The sequence below is a fragment of the Vibrio sp. VGrn 2 genome (genome assembly GCF_009361695.1).
Classification (GTDB): domain Bacteria; phylum Pseudomonadota; class Gammaproteobacteria; order Enterobacterales; family Vibrionaceae; genus Vibrio; species Vibrio diabolicus.
On sequence record NZ_RBWD01000003.1, the window covers coordinates 16,105 to 34,143 of the forward strand.

Here is an 18,039-nt window from a genome sequence, read left to right on the forward strand (position 1 = left end):
GTATGTTTAATTTTGATAGTACATTAGGTTATGAGCCACCATTGGACGTTCATAATTTAACGGATGAACAAACAGCAATCTCAATCGAGAACCTTAATCTGTTCTATGGTCAAACTCAGGCGCTGCATGATATTTCGATGCGAATTCCCAAAGGGCGAGTCACCGCTTTTATCGGTCCTTCAGGGTGTGGAAAGTCGACGTTATTACGTTGCATCAATCGCATGAACGACTTAGTAGAAGGGTGTCGAGTCACAGGTAAAGTCCGTCTACATGGCAAAAATGTTTATCATCCTAATGTCGATGTTGCGACACTTCGACGCCGAGTGGGGATGGTGTTTCAAAGACCCAATCCATTTCCTAAGTCTATTTATGAAAATGTAGTTTATGGCTTACGCTTACAAGGTGTAAAAAACAGCCGTAGTTTAGATGACGCAGTGGAGCGATCCTTGCGCTCGGCGGCGTTGTGGGATGAGGTAAAAGACCGCTTGCATGAGAACGCATTTGGTTTATCTGGTGGTCAGCAACAGCGCTTGGTCATTGCGCGCGCGGTGGCGATTGAGCCGGAAGTCCTGTTATTGGATGAGCCGACATCAGCGTTGGATCCAATCTCAACTTTAACTATTGAAGAGCTTATCAATGAGCTGAAGACTCAATATACTGTCGTTATCGTTACCCATAACATGCAGCAAGCGGCGCGAGTGAGTGATCACACCGCATTCATTCATATGGGTAAGTTAATTGAATACTCTGACGCGGACTCGATCTTCACCTCGCCAATGAAGAAACAGACCGAAGATTACATTACGGGTCGATACGGTTAAGTCGCGACTCTATACGGAATAAGGAACATCATGCACTTTGGACGTCATATTTCAGGACAATTTAACGTAGAGCTAGAATCGATTCGTACTCATGTATTAACCATGGGTGGCTTGGTAGAACAGCAGCTTTCGTATGCTATTCAAGCCTTGCATAAAGAAGATATCGAGCTGGCGCGTAAGGTTGTGCGTGACGATCATAAAGTGAATGCGATGGAAGTCTCGATTGATGACGCCTGCACACGCATTATTGCTAAGCGTCAGCCAACGGCAAAAGACTTGCGCTTAATCATGGCTATCATCAAAACGATCACTGATTTAGAACGTATCGGTGACGTGGCGACACGCATTGCTTACGTTGCCATTGAAAGCCCATCATCAAAAGAACGACAGTTCCAAGTGTCGTTAGAGCCTCTCTGCCGTCAGGCAATTAATATGCTGCATCAGGTTTTGGATGCGTTTGCCCGCATGGATGTAGAAGCGGCAGCAGAGGTGCACAAGCAAGATGACAAACTAGACGCAGAGTATGAAGCGGTGATTCGTCAGTTGATGACCTACATGATGGAAGATCCAAAAAATATCCCCAACATTCTGCAAGTGATGTGGTCGGCACGCGCGATTGAACGCGTGGGGGACCGTTGCCAGAACATCTGTGAATACATTATTTACTTCGTGAAAGGGAAAGATGTACGCCATCTAGGTGATCAAAGCATTGATGACGTACTGAAGTAACTGATTTCAATAAATAGACCAGCTTTTAGGCTGGTCTATTTATTAGGGAGAGGGAAAGTACATCAATATTTATCGGGCACGAAGGTCTGATCATCAATGGGCGCTCTGACATAACCTTCTTTATTGAGATCAGGTAATTCAATCGGTGGGTACTCAAGCGCTTTGTAATCAATCTGGCTAAGTAAATGGCTGATACAGTTCAAGCGCGCTTTCTTTTTCGAGTCAGAGGGCACGACCCACCAAGGACAGCTCTTCGTATCTGTGTAAGCGAACATTTTATCTTTTGCCTCAGAATACTCGACCCAGCGATGACGTGACTCCAAATCCATTGGGCTGAATTTCCAACGTTTGATCGGCGTATTAATTCGACCTAGAAAACGTTTTTCCTGCTCTTCGTCTGAAACCGAAAACCAATACTTAATCAGAATAATCCCAGAGCGTTGCAACATTCTCTCGAATTCAGGGCAAGAGCGTAAAAACTCCTCGTATTCCTCTGGAGTACAGAACCCCATGACTTTTTCGACACCTGCTCGGTTATACCAACTTCGGTCAAATAAAACGATTTCACCAGCAGATGGCAAATGAGCGACGTAACGTTGGAAGTACCATTGCGTTTTTTCTTTTTCTGTCGGTGCAGGCAGAGCGACCACGCGACAAACACGCGGGTTTAGCTTTTCTGTGATGCGTTTAATCACCCCGCCTTTGCCCGCAGCATCACGGCCTTCAAACAGAATCACCACTTTTAACCCTTTGTGTTTGACCCACTCTTGAAGTTTTACGAGCTCAACTTGAAGGTTTTTGAGCTCCTTTTCGTATTCCTTTTTCTTCAATTTAGACATACACCTTTCCTCACTCCTTGATAAACAATATGTTAGCACTCAAAAGCTATGCGTGTGAGGTTACGGTCGTCTATTTGAGAGCTGCTACGACATCGGTAATGGCTTGTGTACTTGTGATGGGGATTAAGAAATCATCGACATCAGTTGCGCCCATTTTGCTTTGTTCAGCAACAAAGTTCATTTTACTAGGTCGAGTCGTTTTCCCTGACAAATGGATTTCAGGAACCTGAGTGTCTTCTACTAATGCACGTACGTTACTCGCATTAACGCCAGCACCCGCCATGATTGCAATGCGTCCTTGGGCTTGTTCAACAAGAGATTTAAGTACTTTCTGGCCTGCTGGCGCAGAAGGTGCGAGCCCTGAAGTGAGAATGCGTTCGCAGCCCAAACTGATGACCTCTTCCAATGCTGATTGAGCGTTTCTACATTGATCAAAAGCACGATGGAACGTTATGCCCAGCCCTAATTCCTGTGCGAATTCGCACAGTGCTGTTGCAAAGGGCATGTGAATATCCCCCTCTTGAGTGAGTACACCTAAAACCACACCATCCAAGCCCGATTGGTGAGCAGCTTCAATATCCCACCGCATCATTTCGATCTCTTCTTCATTGTAGAAGAAGTCACCTTGGCGTGGGCGGATCATGGCATAAACTGGAACACTAGAAAGCTTAGCCGCTTGCTGCATAAAGCCATAACTGGGTGTTAGTCCGCCTAAAGCCAAAGAGGAGCAAAGCTCAATCCGAGTGGCGCCGCCAGCAATGGCGTAGTGCAGAGATTCAATATTATCGATACAGACTTCTAGGTGAGTAACCACGTTCATTTATCCTGCTAACGTTACAAATAAGTGTTGTGGCTAAGATATTAACAGGGCCAGTAAGCAGAATCTGTATGGAGGGCATGAGAAATAGAGGTAAAGTTTACGCTGCAGCGTTACCTCATTTTGGCGGTTTATCTGAAGGTAAAAGAAAGCCCAGAGCATTTGCTCTGGGCTTTGATAGGACTTTACTTAGACTGATTGGCGTTTGCGGTTTTCCGCATTAGCTTTTTGCTTTATATACATCCAACCATCACACCCGTTGAGCTAGGGTGAAGGTCTATTATTTTTTGCCTAGGTCAGCTGCGTGCTCAGATAGGAACGCTGCAACACCTTTTGGAGATGCGTCCATACCTGCTTTACCTTCTTCCCATTGTGCAGGACATACTTCGCCGTGCTTCTGGTGGAAGTTAAGAGCGTCAACCATGCGTAGCATTTCGTCGATGTTACGGCCTAGAGGTAGGTCGTTAACTACTTGGTGACGTACAACGCCTTCTTCGTCGATTAGGAAAGAACCACGGAAAGCAACGCCTGCTTCTGGGTGCTCAACGTCGTAAGCTTTACAGATTTCGTGCTTAACGTCAGCAACTAGTGGGTACTTAACTTGACCGATACCGCCATCTTCGATAGCAGTGTTACGCCATGCGTTGTGAGAGAACTGAGAATCGATAGAAACACCGATTACTTCAACACCTTTAGCTTGGAAATCAGCTAGACGGTTGTCGAATGCGATTAGCTCAGATGGGCAAACGAAAGTGAAATCTAGTGGGTAGAAGAATACTACTGCTTTCTTACCTTTAGTGAACTCTGCAAAGTTGAAGTTTTCAACGATTTCACCGTTACCTAGAACAGCTGCTGCAGTAAAATCAGGGGCTTGACGACCTACTAGTACCATTTTTTTGCTCCTAAAAAGTATGGTTAGTTCCAAACCGAATTCAGTTGTGTCGGTTTGGTCCGTGTTTGTACGAGACAAACTATAGTACAGATTGTAGTATTGAAAAAAGCGAAATAAATAGATTGAGTTAATCGAAAAAAACGATAATAGCAAAACTCTTAACTCGATCACTGGAACGGCGGTAGATACAAATACAATTATGAATAAATGGCCCAGTTTGAAGCAGTTGCACTACTTAGTCACACTGCATGAAACAAGACATTTTAGTGACGCTGCAGAGCGTTGTTTTGTCAGTCAGTCGACTTTAAGTAAAGGTATTCAAAACTTAGAGGAATTGATTGGTTGTCCATTATATGAAAAGAAAGACAAGAAAAGTCCACTGGTTTTTACCCAAACAGGAGAAATGGTAGTAAAGCAGGGGCGAGAGCTGTTAGCAAAAGGGCAAGATTTGGTCGAGCTTGGACGTATGTGCCAAGGCGACGATATGCAAGGCCAGCTAAAAGTGGGATGCATACCAACAATTGCTCCGTTTTTACTGTGTGATTTGGTGCAAGAGGTTAACTACCGTTTCCCACAACTGAATCTTTTATTGAGAGAAGACACGACAACAAACTTACTTCAAGCGCTTAGACACGGTGAGTTGGATGTACTCATTTTAGCGTTGCCAGTGGAAATTGACGGTATGGAAAGCCGAGTGGTGGGTAAGGATCCGTTTCGAATGGTTATTAGTGCGAATCAAGCCCAATCGGTGCCTGTACCTATTCGTTACGCAGATTTACCTGACGAATCCGTCTTTTTATTAGAGAAAGAGCATTGCTTAACGGAACACGCGGTATCAGCGTGTAAATTAACAGATAAAGAAAAAATTAATCCGTTTACAGCAACCAGCCTTCATACTTTGGTGCAAATGGTTGCGAATGGTTTGGGAACAACGTTCATTCCTCAAATGGCTATCGACCACGGCCTGCTGCATAACCAGAATTTAGTCGTGATCGATCCCCCAGGAAAGCAAGCCTATCGCGAAATTGGCTTAGTTTGGCGTCCGAGTTCATCAAGAACGAAAACATTTAATCAGCTTGCAGAAGTCGTTTCCGAACTGCTTTAGCTATTAGTATTAGCCTCTACATCTCCATTATTTATCTAAAAGCGCACTGAAAACAGTGCGCTTTCTAGTATTTTATTCTGTTGGTGAACTTTGACTTGTAAAATTTTACAGCTCTTCTTTGATGAAGCTTTCATAAAATAGTGAAATTTCACAATGTTAATTTTACACAAAACCTTGTATGTCTTGTTTGACCCTTGTTTGAATCCACCTTGCCAGTCCTTGTGAATACAAGGTGTTTGTTTACCAGTCTATATTCATACACTCGTTTGAAATGATAAATCGACCTTAAAATTAATGTAATTTAATTACGTAATAACTTACAAAAACAGGTGTTCGATAGGCGGTTTTTACCCTGCCGAATAAAACTTCGAATTTTCTGTTTTGTTTATCTTGGGGGTTTCGTTAAACCCTTTGTTGAGATAGCTTATTTAAAGGCCGATAAGACTTATGTCTAGATTGAAAATACACATAACATTACGCAATCTATCGACATGGCTAGACGAGTTGAACACAAAGTTAAAGGATGTAATTTGTTGTTCATAACTTACAAATGTAGCTTTACGCTGACTGCCCAAGATGGATAAAGCACGTTAAGGATGAATGATTATGCTTGCTCAGACAGAACAAAAAACACAACAACTAAAGCAAACCCAAGGCATGCTTGAGGTGAATGGAGTCGTTGCTCCAGAACATCAAGCAATTTTCCCTGTTGAAGCCCAAACCTTTTTATCTCTGCTGTGTGAAAAATTTGCCGGACGTGTTGAGCAGTTGCTGGAAGCACGAGAAGAGAAGCAAGCGCGTATTGATGCAGGTGAGCTGCCAGACTTTTTACCAGAGACACAAGACATCCGTGAAGGAAGCTGGAAGATCTTAGGAATCCCACAAGATCTGCAAGATCGCCGTGTGGAGATTACCGGACCAACTGATCGCAAGATGGTGATTAACGCACTGAATGCGAATGTAAAAGTGTTTATGGCAGACTTCGAAGATTCAATGTCTCCAGCATGGAGTAAAGTGCTGGATGGGCAAGTGAATTTACGCGATGCCGTGAATGGCACCATCAGTTACACCAACCCTGGCAATGGCAAGCATTATCAGCTGGAAGATGACCCAGCGGTGTTGATCTGCCGTGTTCGCGGCCTTCATTTAAAAGAAAAACACGTTACGTGGCACGGTCAGATCATTCCAGGTGCGCTATTCGATTTCGCTCTGTATTTCTATAACAACTACAAAGCGTTACTTCAAAAAGGCAGCGGCCCTTATTTCTACATTCCAAAACTGCAATCGCATCACGAAGCGAAGTGGTGGAGCGAAGTGTTCCATTTCACGGAAGACTATTTCGGTCTTGATACAGGCACCATCAAAGCGACTGTGCTGATTGAAACTTTACCAGCCGTATTCGAAATGGATGAGATTCTGTTCTCGCTTAAAGAACACATCGTTGGTTTGAACTGTGGTCGCTGGGATTACATCTTTAGCTACATCAAAACCTTGAAGAAGCACCCTGAACGCGTACTGCCAGATCGCCAAGTGGTCACTATGGACAAGCCATTCTTGAACGCTTACTCGCGATTATTGGTGCGTACTTGTCATAAACGAGGTGCTTTCGCGATGGGAGGAATGGCCGCATTTATCCCAGCTAAAGACCCGAAAGAGAATCAAAAAGTATTAGACAAGATTCAGACTGACAAATCGTTAGAAGCTAACAACGGTCATGACGGTACTTGGGTGGCTCATCCAGGTTTGGCTGACACTGCTATGGAAGTCTTTAGTGCTGTGCTGGGTGAACGCACCAACCAGTTGGATGTGAGCCGTGCAGGGGATGCGCCTATTACAGCAGCTGAACTGCTTGAGCCTTGTGAAGGCGAGCGCACTGAAGGCGGAATGCGCCACAATATTCGCGTTGCGCTGCAATACATCGAAGCTTGGATCTCTGGCAACGGTTGTGTGCCGATTTACGGACTGATGGAAGACGCAGCAACGGCAGAAATCTCCCGAGCTTCGATCTGGCAATGGATTCAACACGGCAAGTCGCTAGACAACGGGTTAAAGGTCACTAAAGAGCTGTTCGAGCTCTATCTAAAAGAAGAGATTGAAGTCGTGAAACACGAAATTGGCGAGCAGCGCTACCAAGCGGGTCGATTTGAAGAAGCGGCAGACTTGATGGCAAGGCTCACTACGAGCGATGAGCTGACCAACTTTTTAACAGTTCCTGGTTATGACTACCTGGATTAATAAAGAATAACTGTAACACCAATAACGTGAAGGATTTTCAAGGCAGATAGGGAAGTACTGCCTGAGAACGGAAACTCAACGCACACGCATAAAGTGCAAATTATAAAGAGGGATAGACCAATGACTAACTTAACTCGCCGCCAACAAATTGAAGCTCTGGAAAAAGACTGGGCAACTAACCCACGCTGGAAAAATGTAAAGCGTACATACACTGCTGAGGAAGTGGTGGAACTGCGTGGCTCTATGGTACCAGCTAACACAATTGCACAACGTGGTGCAGACAAACTTTGGTCACTGGTCAACGGTAGCGCGAAAAAAGGTTACGTAAACTGTCTTGGTGCGTTAACTGGCGGCCAAGCTGTTCAACAAGCTAAAGCTGGTATTGAAGCGATTTACCTATCTGGTTGGCAGGTAGCGGCGGACAACAACACCGCTTCGACGATGTATCCTGACCAATCTCTTTACCCAGTAGATTCTGTACCGTCAGTAGTAAAGCGTATCAACAACTCATTCCGTCGTGCAGACCAAATTCAGTGGGCTGCTGGTAAGACGCCTGAAGATGAAGGTGGTATTGATTACTTCCTACCTATCGTAGCGGATGCTGAAGCGGGCTTTGGTGGTGTGCTTAACGCTTACGAACTAATGAAATCGATGATCGAAGCCGGTGCCGCGGGCGTTCACTTTGAAGACCAGTTAGCATCGGTGAAAAAGTGTGGCCATATGGGTGGTAAGGTATTAGTTCCTACGCAAGAAGCGGTACAAAAGCTCGTTGCAGCTCGTTTGGCTGCTGACGTAGCGGGAACAACAACATTAGTTATTGCTCGTACTGATGCGAATGCGGCGGATCTCATTACTTCAGATTGCGACCCATATGATAAAGATTTTATCGAAGGTGAGCGCACTCAAGAAGGTTTCTACCGCGTTCGCGCTGGTATCGACCAAGCGATTTCTCGTGGCCTGGCTTACGCACCATATGCAGATTTGATTTGGTGTGAAACGGCTACGCCATGTTTGGAAGAAGCACGTAAGTTTGCAGAAGCAATTCACGCTGAATACCCAGATCAATTGTTGGCGTACAACTGCTCGCCTTCATTCAACTGGGAGAAAAACCTAGATGCAGAAACCATTGCTAAGTTCCAACAAGAGCTTGCAGACATGGGCTACAAGTACCAATTCATCACGCTAGCAGGCATTCACAATATGTGGTTCAACATGTTCGAACTGGCACACGCTTATGCTCAAGGTGAAGGTATGCGTCATTATGTTGAGAAAGTTCAGCGTCCTGAATTCCAGGCGGCAGAAAAAGGCTATACATTTGTTGCACACCAACAAGAAGTAGGTACAGGTTACTTCGATAGAATGACCAATACTATCCAAGGTGGTAACTCTTCAGTGACCGCATTGACAGGTTCGACCGAAGAAGACCAATTCTAATTGGCAGAGAAACACTTCCTTAATCAGCGTCAGTAATGGCATTTTGAGCGGCAACCCTGCCGCTCTTTTTTCGTTTAAAACGTTTAAGAAACGAAATTTACACCCAAGATAACGCGTTTGCGTATTATTCTTCTGGCTCGATTTCTTCGGGTTCCACTTCTTCTTGCAGTTCCAGTAAGTTAATCGCAATGGTCACAAAGTCACTGTCAGTAATGATGCCTACCAATCGACCCTTGGTGACAACAGGTAAACAGCCAACTTTGTGCTTTTGCATATAGATAGCGCTCTCTTTAAGCCCCGCGATGGGTTCGGCCGTCATGATGTTGGTGTGCATCATTTCGTAGAGCGGTGTATCTAGAGTAAAAGATTGTTCAGCCTCATCTGGGTGCAAGCTCGATTCTTGAGCAGCAAGAATGTCGCGTTGAGTCACCAAGCCTTGTAAGTGGTTATTGGCATCAACAACCGGAATATGTCGAATATCAAGCGCATCCATCATGCTTTTTGCATCACGCAAGGTGTGCGTGCGCAGTAAGGTATGAGGATTACGAGTCATCATGTCTTCAACCTTGATCATAGAGACCTCCAGCGGCATTGTCCTTCTCTTAAATATAGAGAATATTTTTCTGTATATCTGGGAGCTAACTCGTTTTTCATCAATTAAATAGCACAATACACTTGCGCTTCTTTTTGTCTGCGTAATCTGTGTCTTATCGACGTTTTTATTAATTTGAATAAGTCGGTTTGTGTGCGAGTCAGTTGGCATTTTGGGTTGATATTGAATGGACCGCCAAGGTAATCCAATGAATTGAATCGCACATTTTTATTCGCTGGATTTTCCAAGATTCGTCTCTCGAAGAAGATACGCTCAGGCTTACCAAATTGAAGACAGCAACCTAAATGAAAAGAACAACGTGTAACAAACTCATTGCGCTGGCAGTGGCGGCATTCAGTGTGCAATCAGCACAGGCGATTGTGTTAGGAGATGAACTAACCGACTCTGTTGACCGCGTTACTTTACGAGCAAGTAATATGGCAGAGTTCCCACTGTGTGGCGGCACCATGCTGACGGAGCAGTGGGTGTTGACTGCGGCACACTGCGTGGTAATGGGGCAGGGAACGAACGAAGCAAGCTACTATGTGACCCCGCCGGGCGAGTTGTCGGTGAATGCGAATGTGCATGAACTTAATTCAGCAGGGCTTGATAACTTCTATCCGGTGTCTCACGTTGTGGTTCACCCTGATTACACGCGGATTTCAAAAGCTGAGACCGACAGTAATGGTAACGTGAAACCTATCCAAACCGGTTTAGACTCAGACATCGCGTTGCTGTATCTCACGCGCCCAGTGGCAAACGCAAGCTTTGCTGATTTAGCAAACAAAGCCGACATGGAGAGTATCGAAGCGCGGTTGGCTGCGGATTGGAACGATAATTACCTGACCAATCAACGTGTCGAAAATGTGCAAGTGTTTGGGTGGGGGACCACTCAGCCGGATGCTTCTGAACCTTCCAATACGCTCAAAACCACCATTAGTACATTTTTACCCATCGACAAATGTTATGAGCGTTTAGAAACTGGCAGCAGTTTTCCGGGGATCATCGACTCAAGAGAAAACCAAACCAAAATTTGTACGCTACCAACGAAAAACCGAGTATTAGAGCCGGATAGCCACACCCAATATGGCAACTCTGCATGTAAAGGTGACAGTGGGGGGCCGCTGGTCGATGTGGCGACGGGAAAACAGATTGGTATTGTTAGCGGTGGACCTCTCATTCTTCCGACTTGTGGCTCTTTGACGATTCCAAGTTTCTACACCAAGGTGAGCCAATATTACGACTGGGTACAGTCTTACATTACTGCCGATGTGCCACCAAGTAGCTACATCATTGCACCGAACTTTATTAAAGAGGCTAATAACGAAGTCGGCGGAGATAAAGAGTGTCACGACGGTATCGCAACTAATAACTGTGATTTCAAAGGGTCAGATGATGATGGTGGCAGTTTGGGTCTGTGGCTATTGGGTCTATTCGTACCCTTGGCGTGGTGGCGAAGGCGTGAGGTTTGATAGGGCTATTTGAATACCAAACGAGTAAGCAGCGTTATGCGCTGCTTTGCTTTTTAATGTTCCATTTCTTTCGACTTAAACTGAAAAATAATGCCAAGTGATCGCGGTTTTTCACGTTTTATTACACTCTTCATCATGGCTTTTACAGTGATATTCTGGGGATTTGCTTGCTATTGCAGCATGTAAACATATACTAGTCTGCTGCGAAAAACTCGTCGCAATTTTATCGTCGTCCTAGACGTGATTTGACCAATATATAAGACAAGTAACATGCAAGTATCAGATTTCCATTTCGACCTTCCAGATGAACTTATCGCTCGTTACCCTCAGCCAGAGCGTACCGCTAGCCGACTATTACAAATGGACGGCAATACCGGAGAGCTAATTGATGGCACATTTACTGATGTATTGGGCCAAGTTAAACCCGGTGATCTCGTGGTGTTTAATAATACTCGTGTTATACCTGCTCGTCTTTTTGGTCGTAAAGAGTCGGGTGGTAAGCTAGAGGTGCTGGTGGAGCGCATGCTTGACGAGAAAAGCATCCTCGCACACGTTCGCTGCTCTAAATCTCCAAAACCAGGTACAACCATCATTGTTGGCGAGAATGATGAATACTCAGCAGAAATGGTGGCGCGTCATGACGCTCTATTTGAACTGAAATTTAACGCTGATAAGACGGTATTAGAAATTTTGGAAGAAATCGGCCACATGCCACTTCCTCCTTACATTGACCGCCCAGATGAAGATGCAGATAAAGAGCGTTACCAAACCGTATATAACCAGAAGCCAGGCGCAGTAGCGGCGCCGACAGCGGGTCTTCATTTTGATGATGTTCTACTAGAGAAAATCAAAGCGAAAGGCGCAGAGTTTGCTTACGTCACTTTGCACGTTGGGGCAGGTACATTCCAGCCAGTAAAAGTAGAAAACATCAACGATCACCATATGCACGCTGAGTACGTAGAAGTACCGCAAGAAGTCGTCGAAGCAATTAAAGCGACGAAAGCGCGAGGTGGACGAATTATTGCTGTTGGTACTACATCGGTACGCTCACTTGAAAGCGCAGCGCAAGACGCATTGAAAAAAGGGACTGAGTTGGTCCCATTCTTTGGTGATACAGAAATCTTTATTTTCCCTGGCTACGAATATCAGCTTGTGGATTGCTTGATTACCAATTTCCACCTGCCAGAATCCACACTGATCATGTTGGTGAGTGCATTTGCAGGTTATGAGAACACCATGAATGCTTACAAGCATGCGGTAGAAAACAAATATCGCTTTTTCTCATATGGTGATTCAATGTTCATCAAGAAGAAAACGATTTAGTAAAAAATAAGATTTACGAGTGCTAGCAGTAAGCTAGGAAATAGAGCAGAACCTCTGCTTTATCTCTCGCAAGGAAAAGCGACCGCTCCTTAAAGTAGGGTAGAGCCCTAAACACTCAGTCAGACTGTTTCTCTGACACCCGGAGGCATCGTGAAATTAAAATTCGATCTTAAGAAGAAAAACGGCAATGCGCGTCGTGGTCAACTGACTTTCGAACGTGGCACTGTTCAAACCCCAGCGTTTATGCCAGTTGGTACTTACGGTACGGTTAAAGGCATGACGCCAGAAGAAGTGAAAGGTACGGGCGCAGAAATCTTACTAGGTAACACGTTCCACCTTTGGCTGCGTCCAGGTCAAGAAGTCATGAAAATGCACGGCGACTTGCATGATTTTATGAACTGGCACGGTCCTATTCTTACTGATTCAGGCGGCTTCCAAGTATTCAGCCTTGGCAAGATGCGTACTATTACCGAAGAGGGTGTGCACTTCCGTAACCCAGTTAATGGTGACAAGATTTTCATGGACGCAGAAAAGTCGATGGAAATTCAAAAAGACCTAGGTTCTGACATCGTCATGATTTTTGATGAGTGTACGCCATACCCAGCGACACACGATGAAGCGAAGAAATCGATGGAAATGTCACTACGTTGGGCACAGCGCTCACGTGATCACTTCGAGAAGCTAGAAAACCCGAACAACCTGTTTGGTATTGTTCAAGGTGGTGTTTACGAAGATCTACGTGATGTGTCGGTAAAAGGTCTAACGGAAATCGGTTTTGACGGTTACGCGGTTGGTGGCTTGGCAGTAGGCGAGCCTAAAGAAGACATGCACCGTATTCTTGAGCACACTTGTCCGCAGCTTCCAGAAGACAAGCCTCGCTACCTAATGGGCGTGGGTAAACCAGAAGACTTGGTTGAAGGTGTTCGCCGCGGTATCGACATGTTTGACTGTGTAATGCCAACGCGTAACGCGCGTAATGGTCACCTGTTTGTGACTGGTGGTGTGATCAAGATCCGTAATGCGAAACATAAAACGGATACAACCCCGTTGGATCCGCACTGTGACTGTTACACTTGTCAAAACTACAGTAAATCGTACCTTCATCACTTAGAGCGTTGTAATGAAATTCTAGGTGCTCGTCTGAATACGATCCACAACCTACGCTACTACCAGCGTCTGATGGAAAGTATTCGTAAAGCGATTGATGAAGATCGTTTTGATGAGTTTGTTACTGAGTTCTATGAGCGTCGTGGCCGTGAAGTGCCACCACTAGCAAAAGAACAGTCATTGACGGACTAAAAAGAATTAAAGCCTTTGGCATGTCGCCAGAGGCTTTTGCTAATAAAGTAGGCTAACGCACGTTATTTTTGAGAGAGTGATCGCTATTAGTTACTCTCAGACTTGAATCTAAAATGCGAAAGCCCAACTTGTTGGATTATCAATAAAATATAATGAGGATGTTTTAATGTTTATTTCTCAGGCTCACGCAGCAGCAGAAGGCGCGCCAGCAGGCGGTGGTTTTGAAATGCTAATCATGCTTGGCATGTTCGCAGTGATCTTTTACTTCATGATTTACCGCCCACAAGCGAAACGTGTAAAAGAGCACAAGAACCTAATGGCTTCTATGGGCAAAGGCGACGAAGTTCTAACTAGCGGTGGCCTAGTGGGTAAAATCACTAAGATTGCTGAAGACAATGACTACATTTCAATCGAGCTTAACGCGAACAATGAAGTGGTAATCAAGAAAGACTTCATCACTGCAGTGTTGCCAAAAGGTACGCTTAAGTCTCTATAAAACAGCTAAAGGATCCTCGCTGTGCTAAACCGTTATCCATTATGGAAGTACTTGATGGTATTTTTTGCCATCATCACCGCTGCGTTATACGCACTTCCAAATATCTACGGTGAAGATCCGGCTATTCAAGTTACAGGGGCGCGTGGCGCCTCTGTAGATATGTCAACGCTGGATGCTGTCACTACTGCTCTTGATAAAGAGCAACTCTCTCATAAATCCATTGCTCTCGAAAATGGATCAATTCTTGTTCGTTTTAACGACACTGACACGCAAATCAGTGCTCGTGATGTCATCAGCGAAGCGCTTGGCAAAGACACAATTGTTGCACTTAACCTTGCTCCTTCTACACCCGATTGGCTAGAAGCGATTGGCGCGTCACCATTAAAGCTGGGTCTTGACCTTCGTGGTGGTGTCCACTTCTTAATGGAAGTAGACATGGACGCTGCGATGGAAAAGCTCGTTGGTCAGCAAGAAGAAGCTTTCCGTAGCGAACTTCGTGAGGCAAAAATTCGTTATCGTGCTATCCGCCCTTCTGGCAAAGAAGCGGTAGAGGTTCTGCTACGTAACGAAGAGCAATTAGCAGAAGCGAAAGCAATGCTAGAAAAGAATCACCCGGACATGCTCTTTGTCGAATCTGATTCAAATGGCCGTTACGCTCTTACTGCGACCTTTACCGAGCAACGTTTACAAGAGATCCGTAACTACGCTGTTGAGCAAAACATTACGATTTTACGTAACCGTGTAAACGAGCTAGGTGTTGCAGAGCCTCTCGTTCAACGTCAAGGTGCAAGTCGAATTGTTGTTGAGCTTCCTGGTGTTCAAGATACTGCTCGTGCAAAAGAGATTCTAGGTGCGACTGCAACGCTAGAATTCCGTGAAGTTGACGATAAAGCTGACCTATCAGCGGCGGCAAATGGTCGTGCGCCAGCAGGCAGTGAAATCAAAATGGACCGAGACGGTCGTCCGGTTGTGCTTAAGAAGCGTGTTATTCTTGGTGGTCAAAGCATTACGGATGCAAGCTCAAGTGTCGATGAATACGGTCGTCCACAAGTTAACATCTCGCTAGACAGCGAAGGTGGTAACAAGATGTCAGCGTTCTCTAAGAAGAACATCGGTAAGCTAATGGCTACCGTGTTTGCTGAGTACAAAGACAGTGGTCGTCGTACGCCTGAAGGCAAAGTCATCCTAGATAAGCATGAAGAAGTCATCAACCAAGCGACGATTCAATCGGCTCTTGGACGTAACTTCCGTATCACGGGTATAGACTCCGCAGCTGAAGCGCACAACCTTGCACTTCTATTACGTGCTGGTGCACTGATCGCACCTATCTCTATCGTTGAAGAGCGTACTATTGGTCCATCAATGGGCCAGCAAAACATCGATATGGGTATCCAAGCGTGTATCTGGGGTATGGTTGCCGTAATGCTGTTTACGCTGCTTTACTACCGTGGCTTTGGCTTGATTGCCAACATCGCTCTAATGGCTAACTTAGTGTTGATCATTGGTGTTATGTCGATGATTCCAGGCGCTACCATGACGCTTCCGGGGATTGCCGGTATCGTGTTAACGGTCGGTATGGCGGTTGATGCGAACGTACTGATCTTCGAGCGTATCCGTGAAGAGCTTCGTGATGGGCGTAGTCCACAACAAGCTATTCACCAAGGTTACGCGAATGCATTCAGTACGATTGCCGATGCGAACATCACGACACTGATTACTGCAATTATCCTATTTGCAGTCGGTACTGGTGCAGTGAAAGGTTTCGCGGTTACTCTATCTATCGGTATCTTAACTTCAATGTTCACCGCCATTATTGGTACACGTTGTATCGTGAACCTGATTTACGGTGGCAAACGCGTTGATAAATTGTCGATCTAAGGCTGGGAATTAATATGTTTCAAATTCTAAAAGCAGAGAAGACGATCGGCTTTATGCGTTGGTCGAAAGTAGCATTCGTTTTTTCAATCTTTATGATTGCTGCTTCTATCTTCACTTTGTCAACTAAGTGGCTAAATTGGGGCCTAGACTTCACTGGCGGTACGCTAATTGAAGTTGGCTTTGAAAAACCTGCGAACCTTGAAAAAATCCGAACCGCTCTAGATGCGAAAGGTTTTGGTGATGCGACAGTACAAAACTTCGGTAGTGCTCGTGAAGTAATGGTTCGTCTTCGTCCACGTGATGACGTTTCTGGTGAAACGCTGGGCAACCAAATCATTGGTGCTATCAAAGATGGTACTGGCGAAAGCGTAGAAATGCGTCGTATTGAATTCGTAGGTCCTAACGTTGGTGATGAGCTAACAGAAGCTGGCGGTCTAGCGATCCTCGTGTCGCTGATCTGTATCCTGCTTTATGTCTCGATGCGATTTGAATGGCGTCTAGCGGCTGGTGCGGTTATGGCATTGGCTCACGATATCATTATCACGTTAGGTGTTTTCTCATTCCTACAAATAGAAGTTGACCTAACCATCGTCGCAGCACTATTAACGGTAGTCGGTTACTCGCTCAACGATACCATCGTTGTGTTTGACCGTATCCGTGAAAACTTCCGCAAGATGCGTAAAGGTGAGCCAGCCGATATCATGGACGCTTCAATCACCCAAACGTTGAGCCGTACACTGATTACATCTGGTACGACGTTGTTCGTGGTAATTGCACTGTTCATGCAGGGGGGTGCGATGATTCACGGCTTTGCAACCGCACTTTTACTCGGTATCACTGTAGGTACTTACTCTTCTATCTACGTAGCATCAGCACTGGCTCTAAAACTGGGTATCCAGAAAGAGCACTTGATGCCACCTCAAGTAGAAAAAGAAGGCGCAGAGTTCGACGAAATGCCATAAGGCAGGTTGAGAATCGAAAACAAAAACCGCTGAGCAATCAGCGGTTTTTTTTGTATCTGAATCGAGTTGTGTGCTTGCAGAACCCCACGGTATGAAGAGCCTTACATTGCCGCTAAGTAGATACGGTTCAGTAGATACAAGAAAGCCCCGCTCATTGAGTGGGGCTTTCTAAAGTCATCAGCGTGACGGGCTAAATACGACTTTCAAATCTTACTTAAGGATCGCGCTGTTACCGTTTTCGCGGATGTGCTTAAGGATAGATTTTACGCCACGAGCGCTTGAAGCAACAATGTTACCAGACTTCATGTACTCAGTGCCGCCAGCAAAGTCAGTTAGGATTGCGCCAGCTTCACGAGCAATAAGCTCACCTGCTGCCATATCCCAAGGTTTTAGACCTAGCTCGAAGTAACCATCAACACGGCCAGCAGCCACGTAACATAGGTCAAGAGCAGCAGAGCCGCTACGACGGAAATCAGCACATTCAGTGAATAGCGCACCAACGATCTTGATGTAAGACTCAGCGTGTTGTTTCTGTTTGAATGGGAAACCAGTAGCTAGAACAGTACCTTGAAGGTCTTTTAGTTGAGCAACACGGATACGCGCACTGTTTAGTTGAGCGCCTGCACCACGTTGTGCAGTGAATAGCTCGTTTTGCATTGGATCGTAAACACAAGCAACTTCAGTTTTGCCTTTGATACGAACTGCGATAGAAACCGCGAAAGTTGGGTAACCTTTTACAAAGTTAGTGGTGCCATCCAGTGGGTCGATGATCCATTGTACGTCTTTATCTTTACCTTCGATAAGACCTTGTTCTTCAGCAACGATACAGTGCTCAGGGTAAGACTGCTTGATAGTATCGATGATGATGTATTCTGCTTCTTTATCTACATTAGTGACAAAGTCATTAGTGCCTTTAAGAGTAGATTCTACTTTATCAGTGTTTTCTAATGATTTAGCAATATGATTGCCTGCCTTTCGCGCAGCGCGAATAGCAATGTTTAGCATTGGATGCATACGAATTTCCCAACGGATGTTAAAGAACAAATGAAAGCGGCGGCGAGTATACCAGAGATCAGTAAAAAGGGAAGTGGTTATTTTTTGTTCTAAAGTCAGTGGTTTTATTGTATTTAGCTTGAGGCGAACGA

Annotated in this window: 16 protein-coding genes; 11 read left to right on the forward strand and 5 right to left on the reverse strand. The window is 45.1% G+C overall.

The features are described from left to right. Positions 1 to 2: 2 nt before the first annotated feature. Complete coding sequence (gene pstB / locus D8S93_RS06530) at positions 3 to 821, forward strand: phosphate ABC transporter ATP-binding protein PstB (protein WP_005381745.1); 819 nt, start codon at positions 3 to 5, stop codon at positions 819 to 821. A 30-nt stretch (positions 822 to 851) separates the two neighbouring features. Then, positions 852 to 1,550: a phosphate signaling complex protein PhoU gene (gene phoU, locus D8S93_RS06535; RefSeq protein ID WP_005381744.1), complete on the forward strand. Its 699-nt coding sequence runs from the start codon at positions 852 to 854 to the stop codon at positions 1,548 to 1,550. Between the two features lie 62 nt (positions 1,551 to 1,612). Here the strand turns inward: phoU and ppk2 are convergent, their stop codons facing one another. From ppk2 to D8S93_RS06550, 3 genes are all read right to left on the reverse strand, one after another. After that, positions 1,613 to 2,389, reverse strand: a complete 777-nt coding sequence (gene ppk2 / locus D8S93_RS06540) for a polyphosphate kinase 2 (protein WP_152812544.1) — start codon at positions 2,387 to 2,389, stop codon at positions 1,613 to 1,615. A 70-nt stretch (positions 2,390 to 2,459) separates the two neighbouring features. Next, complete coding sequence (locus tag D8S93_RS06545; RefSeq protein ID WP_413743273.1) at positions 2,460 to 3,203, reverse strand: copper homeostasis protein CutC; 744 nt, start codon at positions 3,201 to 3,203, stop codon at positions 2,460 to 2,462. Between the two features lie 283 nt (positions 3,204 to 3,486). After that, positions 3,487 to 4,098: a peroxiredoxin C gene (locus tag D8S93_RS06550; protein ID WP_005381738.1), complete on the reverse strand. Its 612-nt coding sequence runs from the start codon at positions 4,096 to 4,098 to the stop codon at positions 3,487 to 3,489. A gap of 199 nt (positions 4,099 to 4,297) precedes the next feature. On the opposite strand from D8S93_RS06550, the gene D8S93_RS06555 reads away from it, so the two are divergent. The 3 genes from D8S93_RS06555 (at position 4,298) to aceA (ending at position 8,872) form a co-directional block, all read left to right on the forward strand. Then, entirely contained in the window at positions 4,298 to 5,203 is a 906-nt protein-coding gene (locus D8S93_RS06555; protein ID WP_005383681.1) for a hydrogen peroxide-inducible genes activator, read from the forward strand. A gap of 606 nt (positions 5,204 to 5,809) precedes the next feature. Further along, positions 5,810 to 7,438, forward strand: a complete 1,629-nt coding sequence (gene aceB / locus D8S93_RS06560; RefSeq protein ID WP_193621587.1) for a malate synthase A — start codon at positions 5,810 to 5,812, stop codon at positions 7,436 to 7,438. A 120-nt stretch (positions 7,439 to 7,558) separates the two neighbouring features. After that, positions 7,559 to 8,872 (forward strand): isocitrate lyase, encoded by a 1,314-nt coding sequence (gene aceA, locus D8S93_RS06565; protein WP_005381733.1) that lies wholly within the window; start codon positions 7,559 to 7,561, stop codon positions 8,870 to 8,872. A 124-nt stretch (positions 8,873 to 8,996) separates the two neighbouring features. Here aceA and D8S93_RS06570 read toward each other — a convergent pair whose 3' ends face one another. Then, entirely contained in the window at positions 8,997 to 9,446 is a 450-nt protein-coding gene (locus D8S93_RS06570; protein WP_005391583.1) for a CBS domain-containing protein, read from the reverse strand. A gap of 323 nt (positions 9,447 to 9,769) precedes the next feature. On the opposite strand from D8S93_RS06570, the gene D8S93_RS06580 reads away from it, so the two are divergent. The 6 genes from D8S93_RS06580 (at position 9,770) to secF (ending at position 16,894) form a co-directional block, all read left to right on the forward strand. Continuing rightward, the gene (locus tag D8S93_RS06580; protein WP_152812550.1) at positions 9,770 to 10,936 is read left to right on the forward strand and encodes a S1 family peptidase; all 1,167 of its coding nucleotides are present in this window, start codon (positions 9,770 to 9,772) and stop codon (positions 10,934 to 10,936) included. 270 nt (positions 10,937 to 11,206) lie between these two features. Beyond that, positions 11,207 to 12,259, forward strand: a complete 1,053-nt coding sequence (queA, locus tag D8S93_RS06585) for a tRNA preQ1(34) S-adenosylmethionine ribosyltransferase-isomerase QueA (RefSeq protein ID WP_152812553.1) — start codon at positions 11,207 to 11,209, stop codon at positions 12,257 to 12,259. A 150-nt stretch (positions 12,260 to 12,409) separates the two neighbouring features. After that, positions 12,410 to 13,558 (forward strand): tRNA guanosine(34) transglycosylase Tgt, encoded by a 1,149-nt coding sequence (gene tgt / locus D8S93_RS06590; RefSeq protein ID WP_005391577.1) that lies wholly within the window; start codon positions 12,410 to 12,412, stop codon positions 13,556 to 13,558. A 166-nt stretch (positions 13,559 to 13,724) separates the two neighbouring features. Continuing rightward, the gene (gene yajC, locus D8S93_RS06595; protein ID WP_005381725.1) at positions 13,725 to 14,054 is read left to right on the forward strand and encodes a preprotein translocase subunit YajC; all 330 of its coding nucleotides are present in this window, start codon (positions 13,725 to 13,727) and stop codon (positions 14,052 to 14,054) included. 21 nt (positions 14,055 to 14,075) lie between these two features. Continuing rightward, on the forward strand, positions 14,076 to 15,932 hold the full coding sequence (gene secD, locus D8S93_RS06600) for a protein translocase subunit SecD (RefSeq protein ID WP_006741889.1): 1,857 nt from the start codon (positions 14,076 to 14,078) through the stop codon (positions 15,930 to 15,932). Positions 15,933 to 15,946: 14 nt separating this feature from the next. Beyond that, on the forward strand, positions 15,947 to 16,894 hold the full coding sequence (secF, locus tag D8S93_RS06605; RefSeq protein WP_005391572.1) for a protein translocase subunit SecF: 948 nt from the start codon (positions 15,947 to 15,949) through the stop codon (positions 16,892 to 16,894). 210 nt (positions 16,895 to 17,104) lie between these two features. Here the strand turns inward: secF and suhB are convergent, their stop codons facing one another. After that, positions 17,105 to 17,908 carry an inositol-1-monophosphatase gene (gene suhB, locus D8S93_RS06610; protein ID WP_047010191.1) on the reverse strand — a complete coding sequence of 268 codons (804 nt, stop codon included), beginning with the start codon at positions 17,906 to 17,908 and terminating at the stop codon, positions 17,105 to 17,107. Between the last annotated feature and the right edge of the window lie 131 nt (positions 17,909 to 18,039).

Bases quoted from the DNA above. Each gene is read 5' to 3' on its own strand.
- suhB (WP_047010191.1), bottom strand. From the start codon at position 17,908: ATGCATCCAATGCTAAACATTGCTATTCGCGCTGCGCGAAAGGCAGGC.
- ppk2 (WP_152812544.1), bottom strand. From the start codon at position 2,389: ATGTCTAAATTGAAGAAAAAGGAATACGAAAAGGAGCTCAAAAACCTT.
- D8S93_RS06570 (WP_005391583.1), bottom strand. From the start codon at position 9,446: ATGATCAAGGTTGAAGACATGATGACTCGTAATCCTCATACCTTACTG.
- yajC (WP_005381725.1), top strand. From the start codon at position 13,725: ATGTTTATTTCTCAGGCTCACGCAGCAGCAGAAGGCGCGCCAGCAGGC.
- D8S93_RS06580 (WP_152812550.1), top strand. From the start codon at position 9,770: ATGAAAAGAACAACGTGTAACAAACTCATTGCGCTGGCAGTGGCGGCA.
- pstB (WP_005381745.1), top strand. From the start codon at position 3: ATGTTTAATTTTGATAGTACATTAGGTTATGAGCCACCATTGGACGTT.
- D8S93_RS06550 (WP_005381738.1), bottom strand. From the start codon at position 4,098: ATGGTACTAGTAGGTCGTCAAGCCCCTGATTTTACTGCAGCAGCTGTT.
- aceB (WP_193621587.1), top strand. From the start codon at position 5,810: ATGCTTGCTCAGACAGAACAAAAAACACAACAACTAAAGCAAACCCAA.
- phoU (WP_005381744.1), top strand. From the start codon at position 852: ATGCACTTTGGACGTCATATTTCAGGACAATTTAACGTAGAGCTAGAA.
- D8S93_RS06555 (WP_005383681.1), top strand. From the start codon at position 4,298: ATGAATAAATGGCCCAGTTTGAAGCAGTTGCACTACTTAGTCACACTG.
- queA (WP_152812553.1), top strand. From the start codon at position 11,207: ATGCAAGTATCAGATTTCCATTTCGACCTTCCAGATGAACTTATCGCT.
- secF (WP_005391572.1), top strand. From the start codon at position 15,947: ATGTTTCAAATTCTAAAAGCAGAGAAGACGATCGGCTTTATGCGTTGG.
- aceA (WP_005381733.1), top strand. From the start codon at position 7,559: ATGACTAACTTAACTCGCCGCCAACAAATTGAAGCTCTGGAAAAAGAC.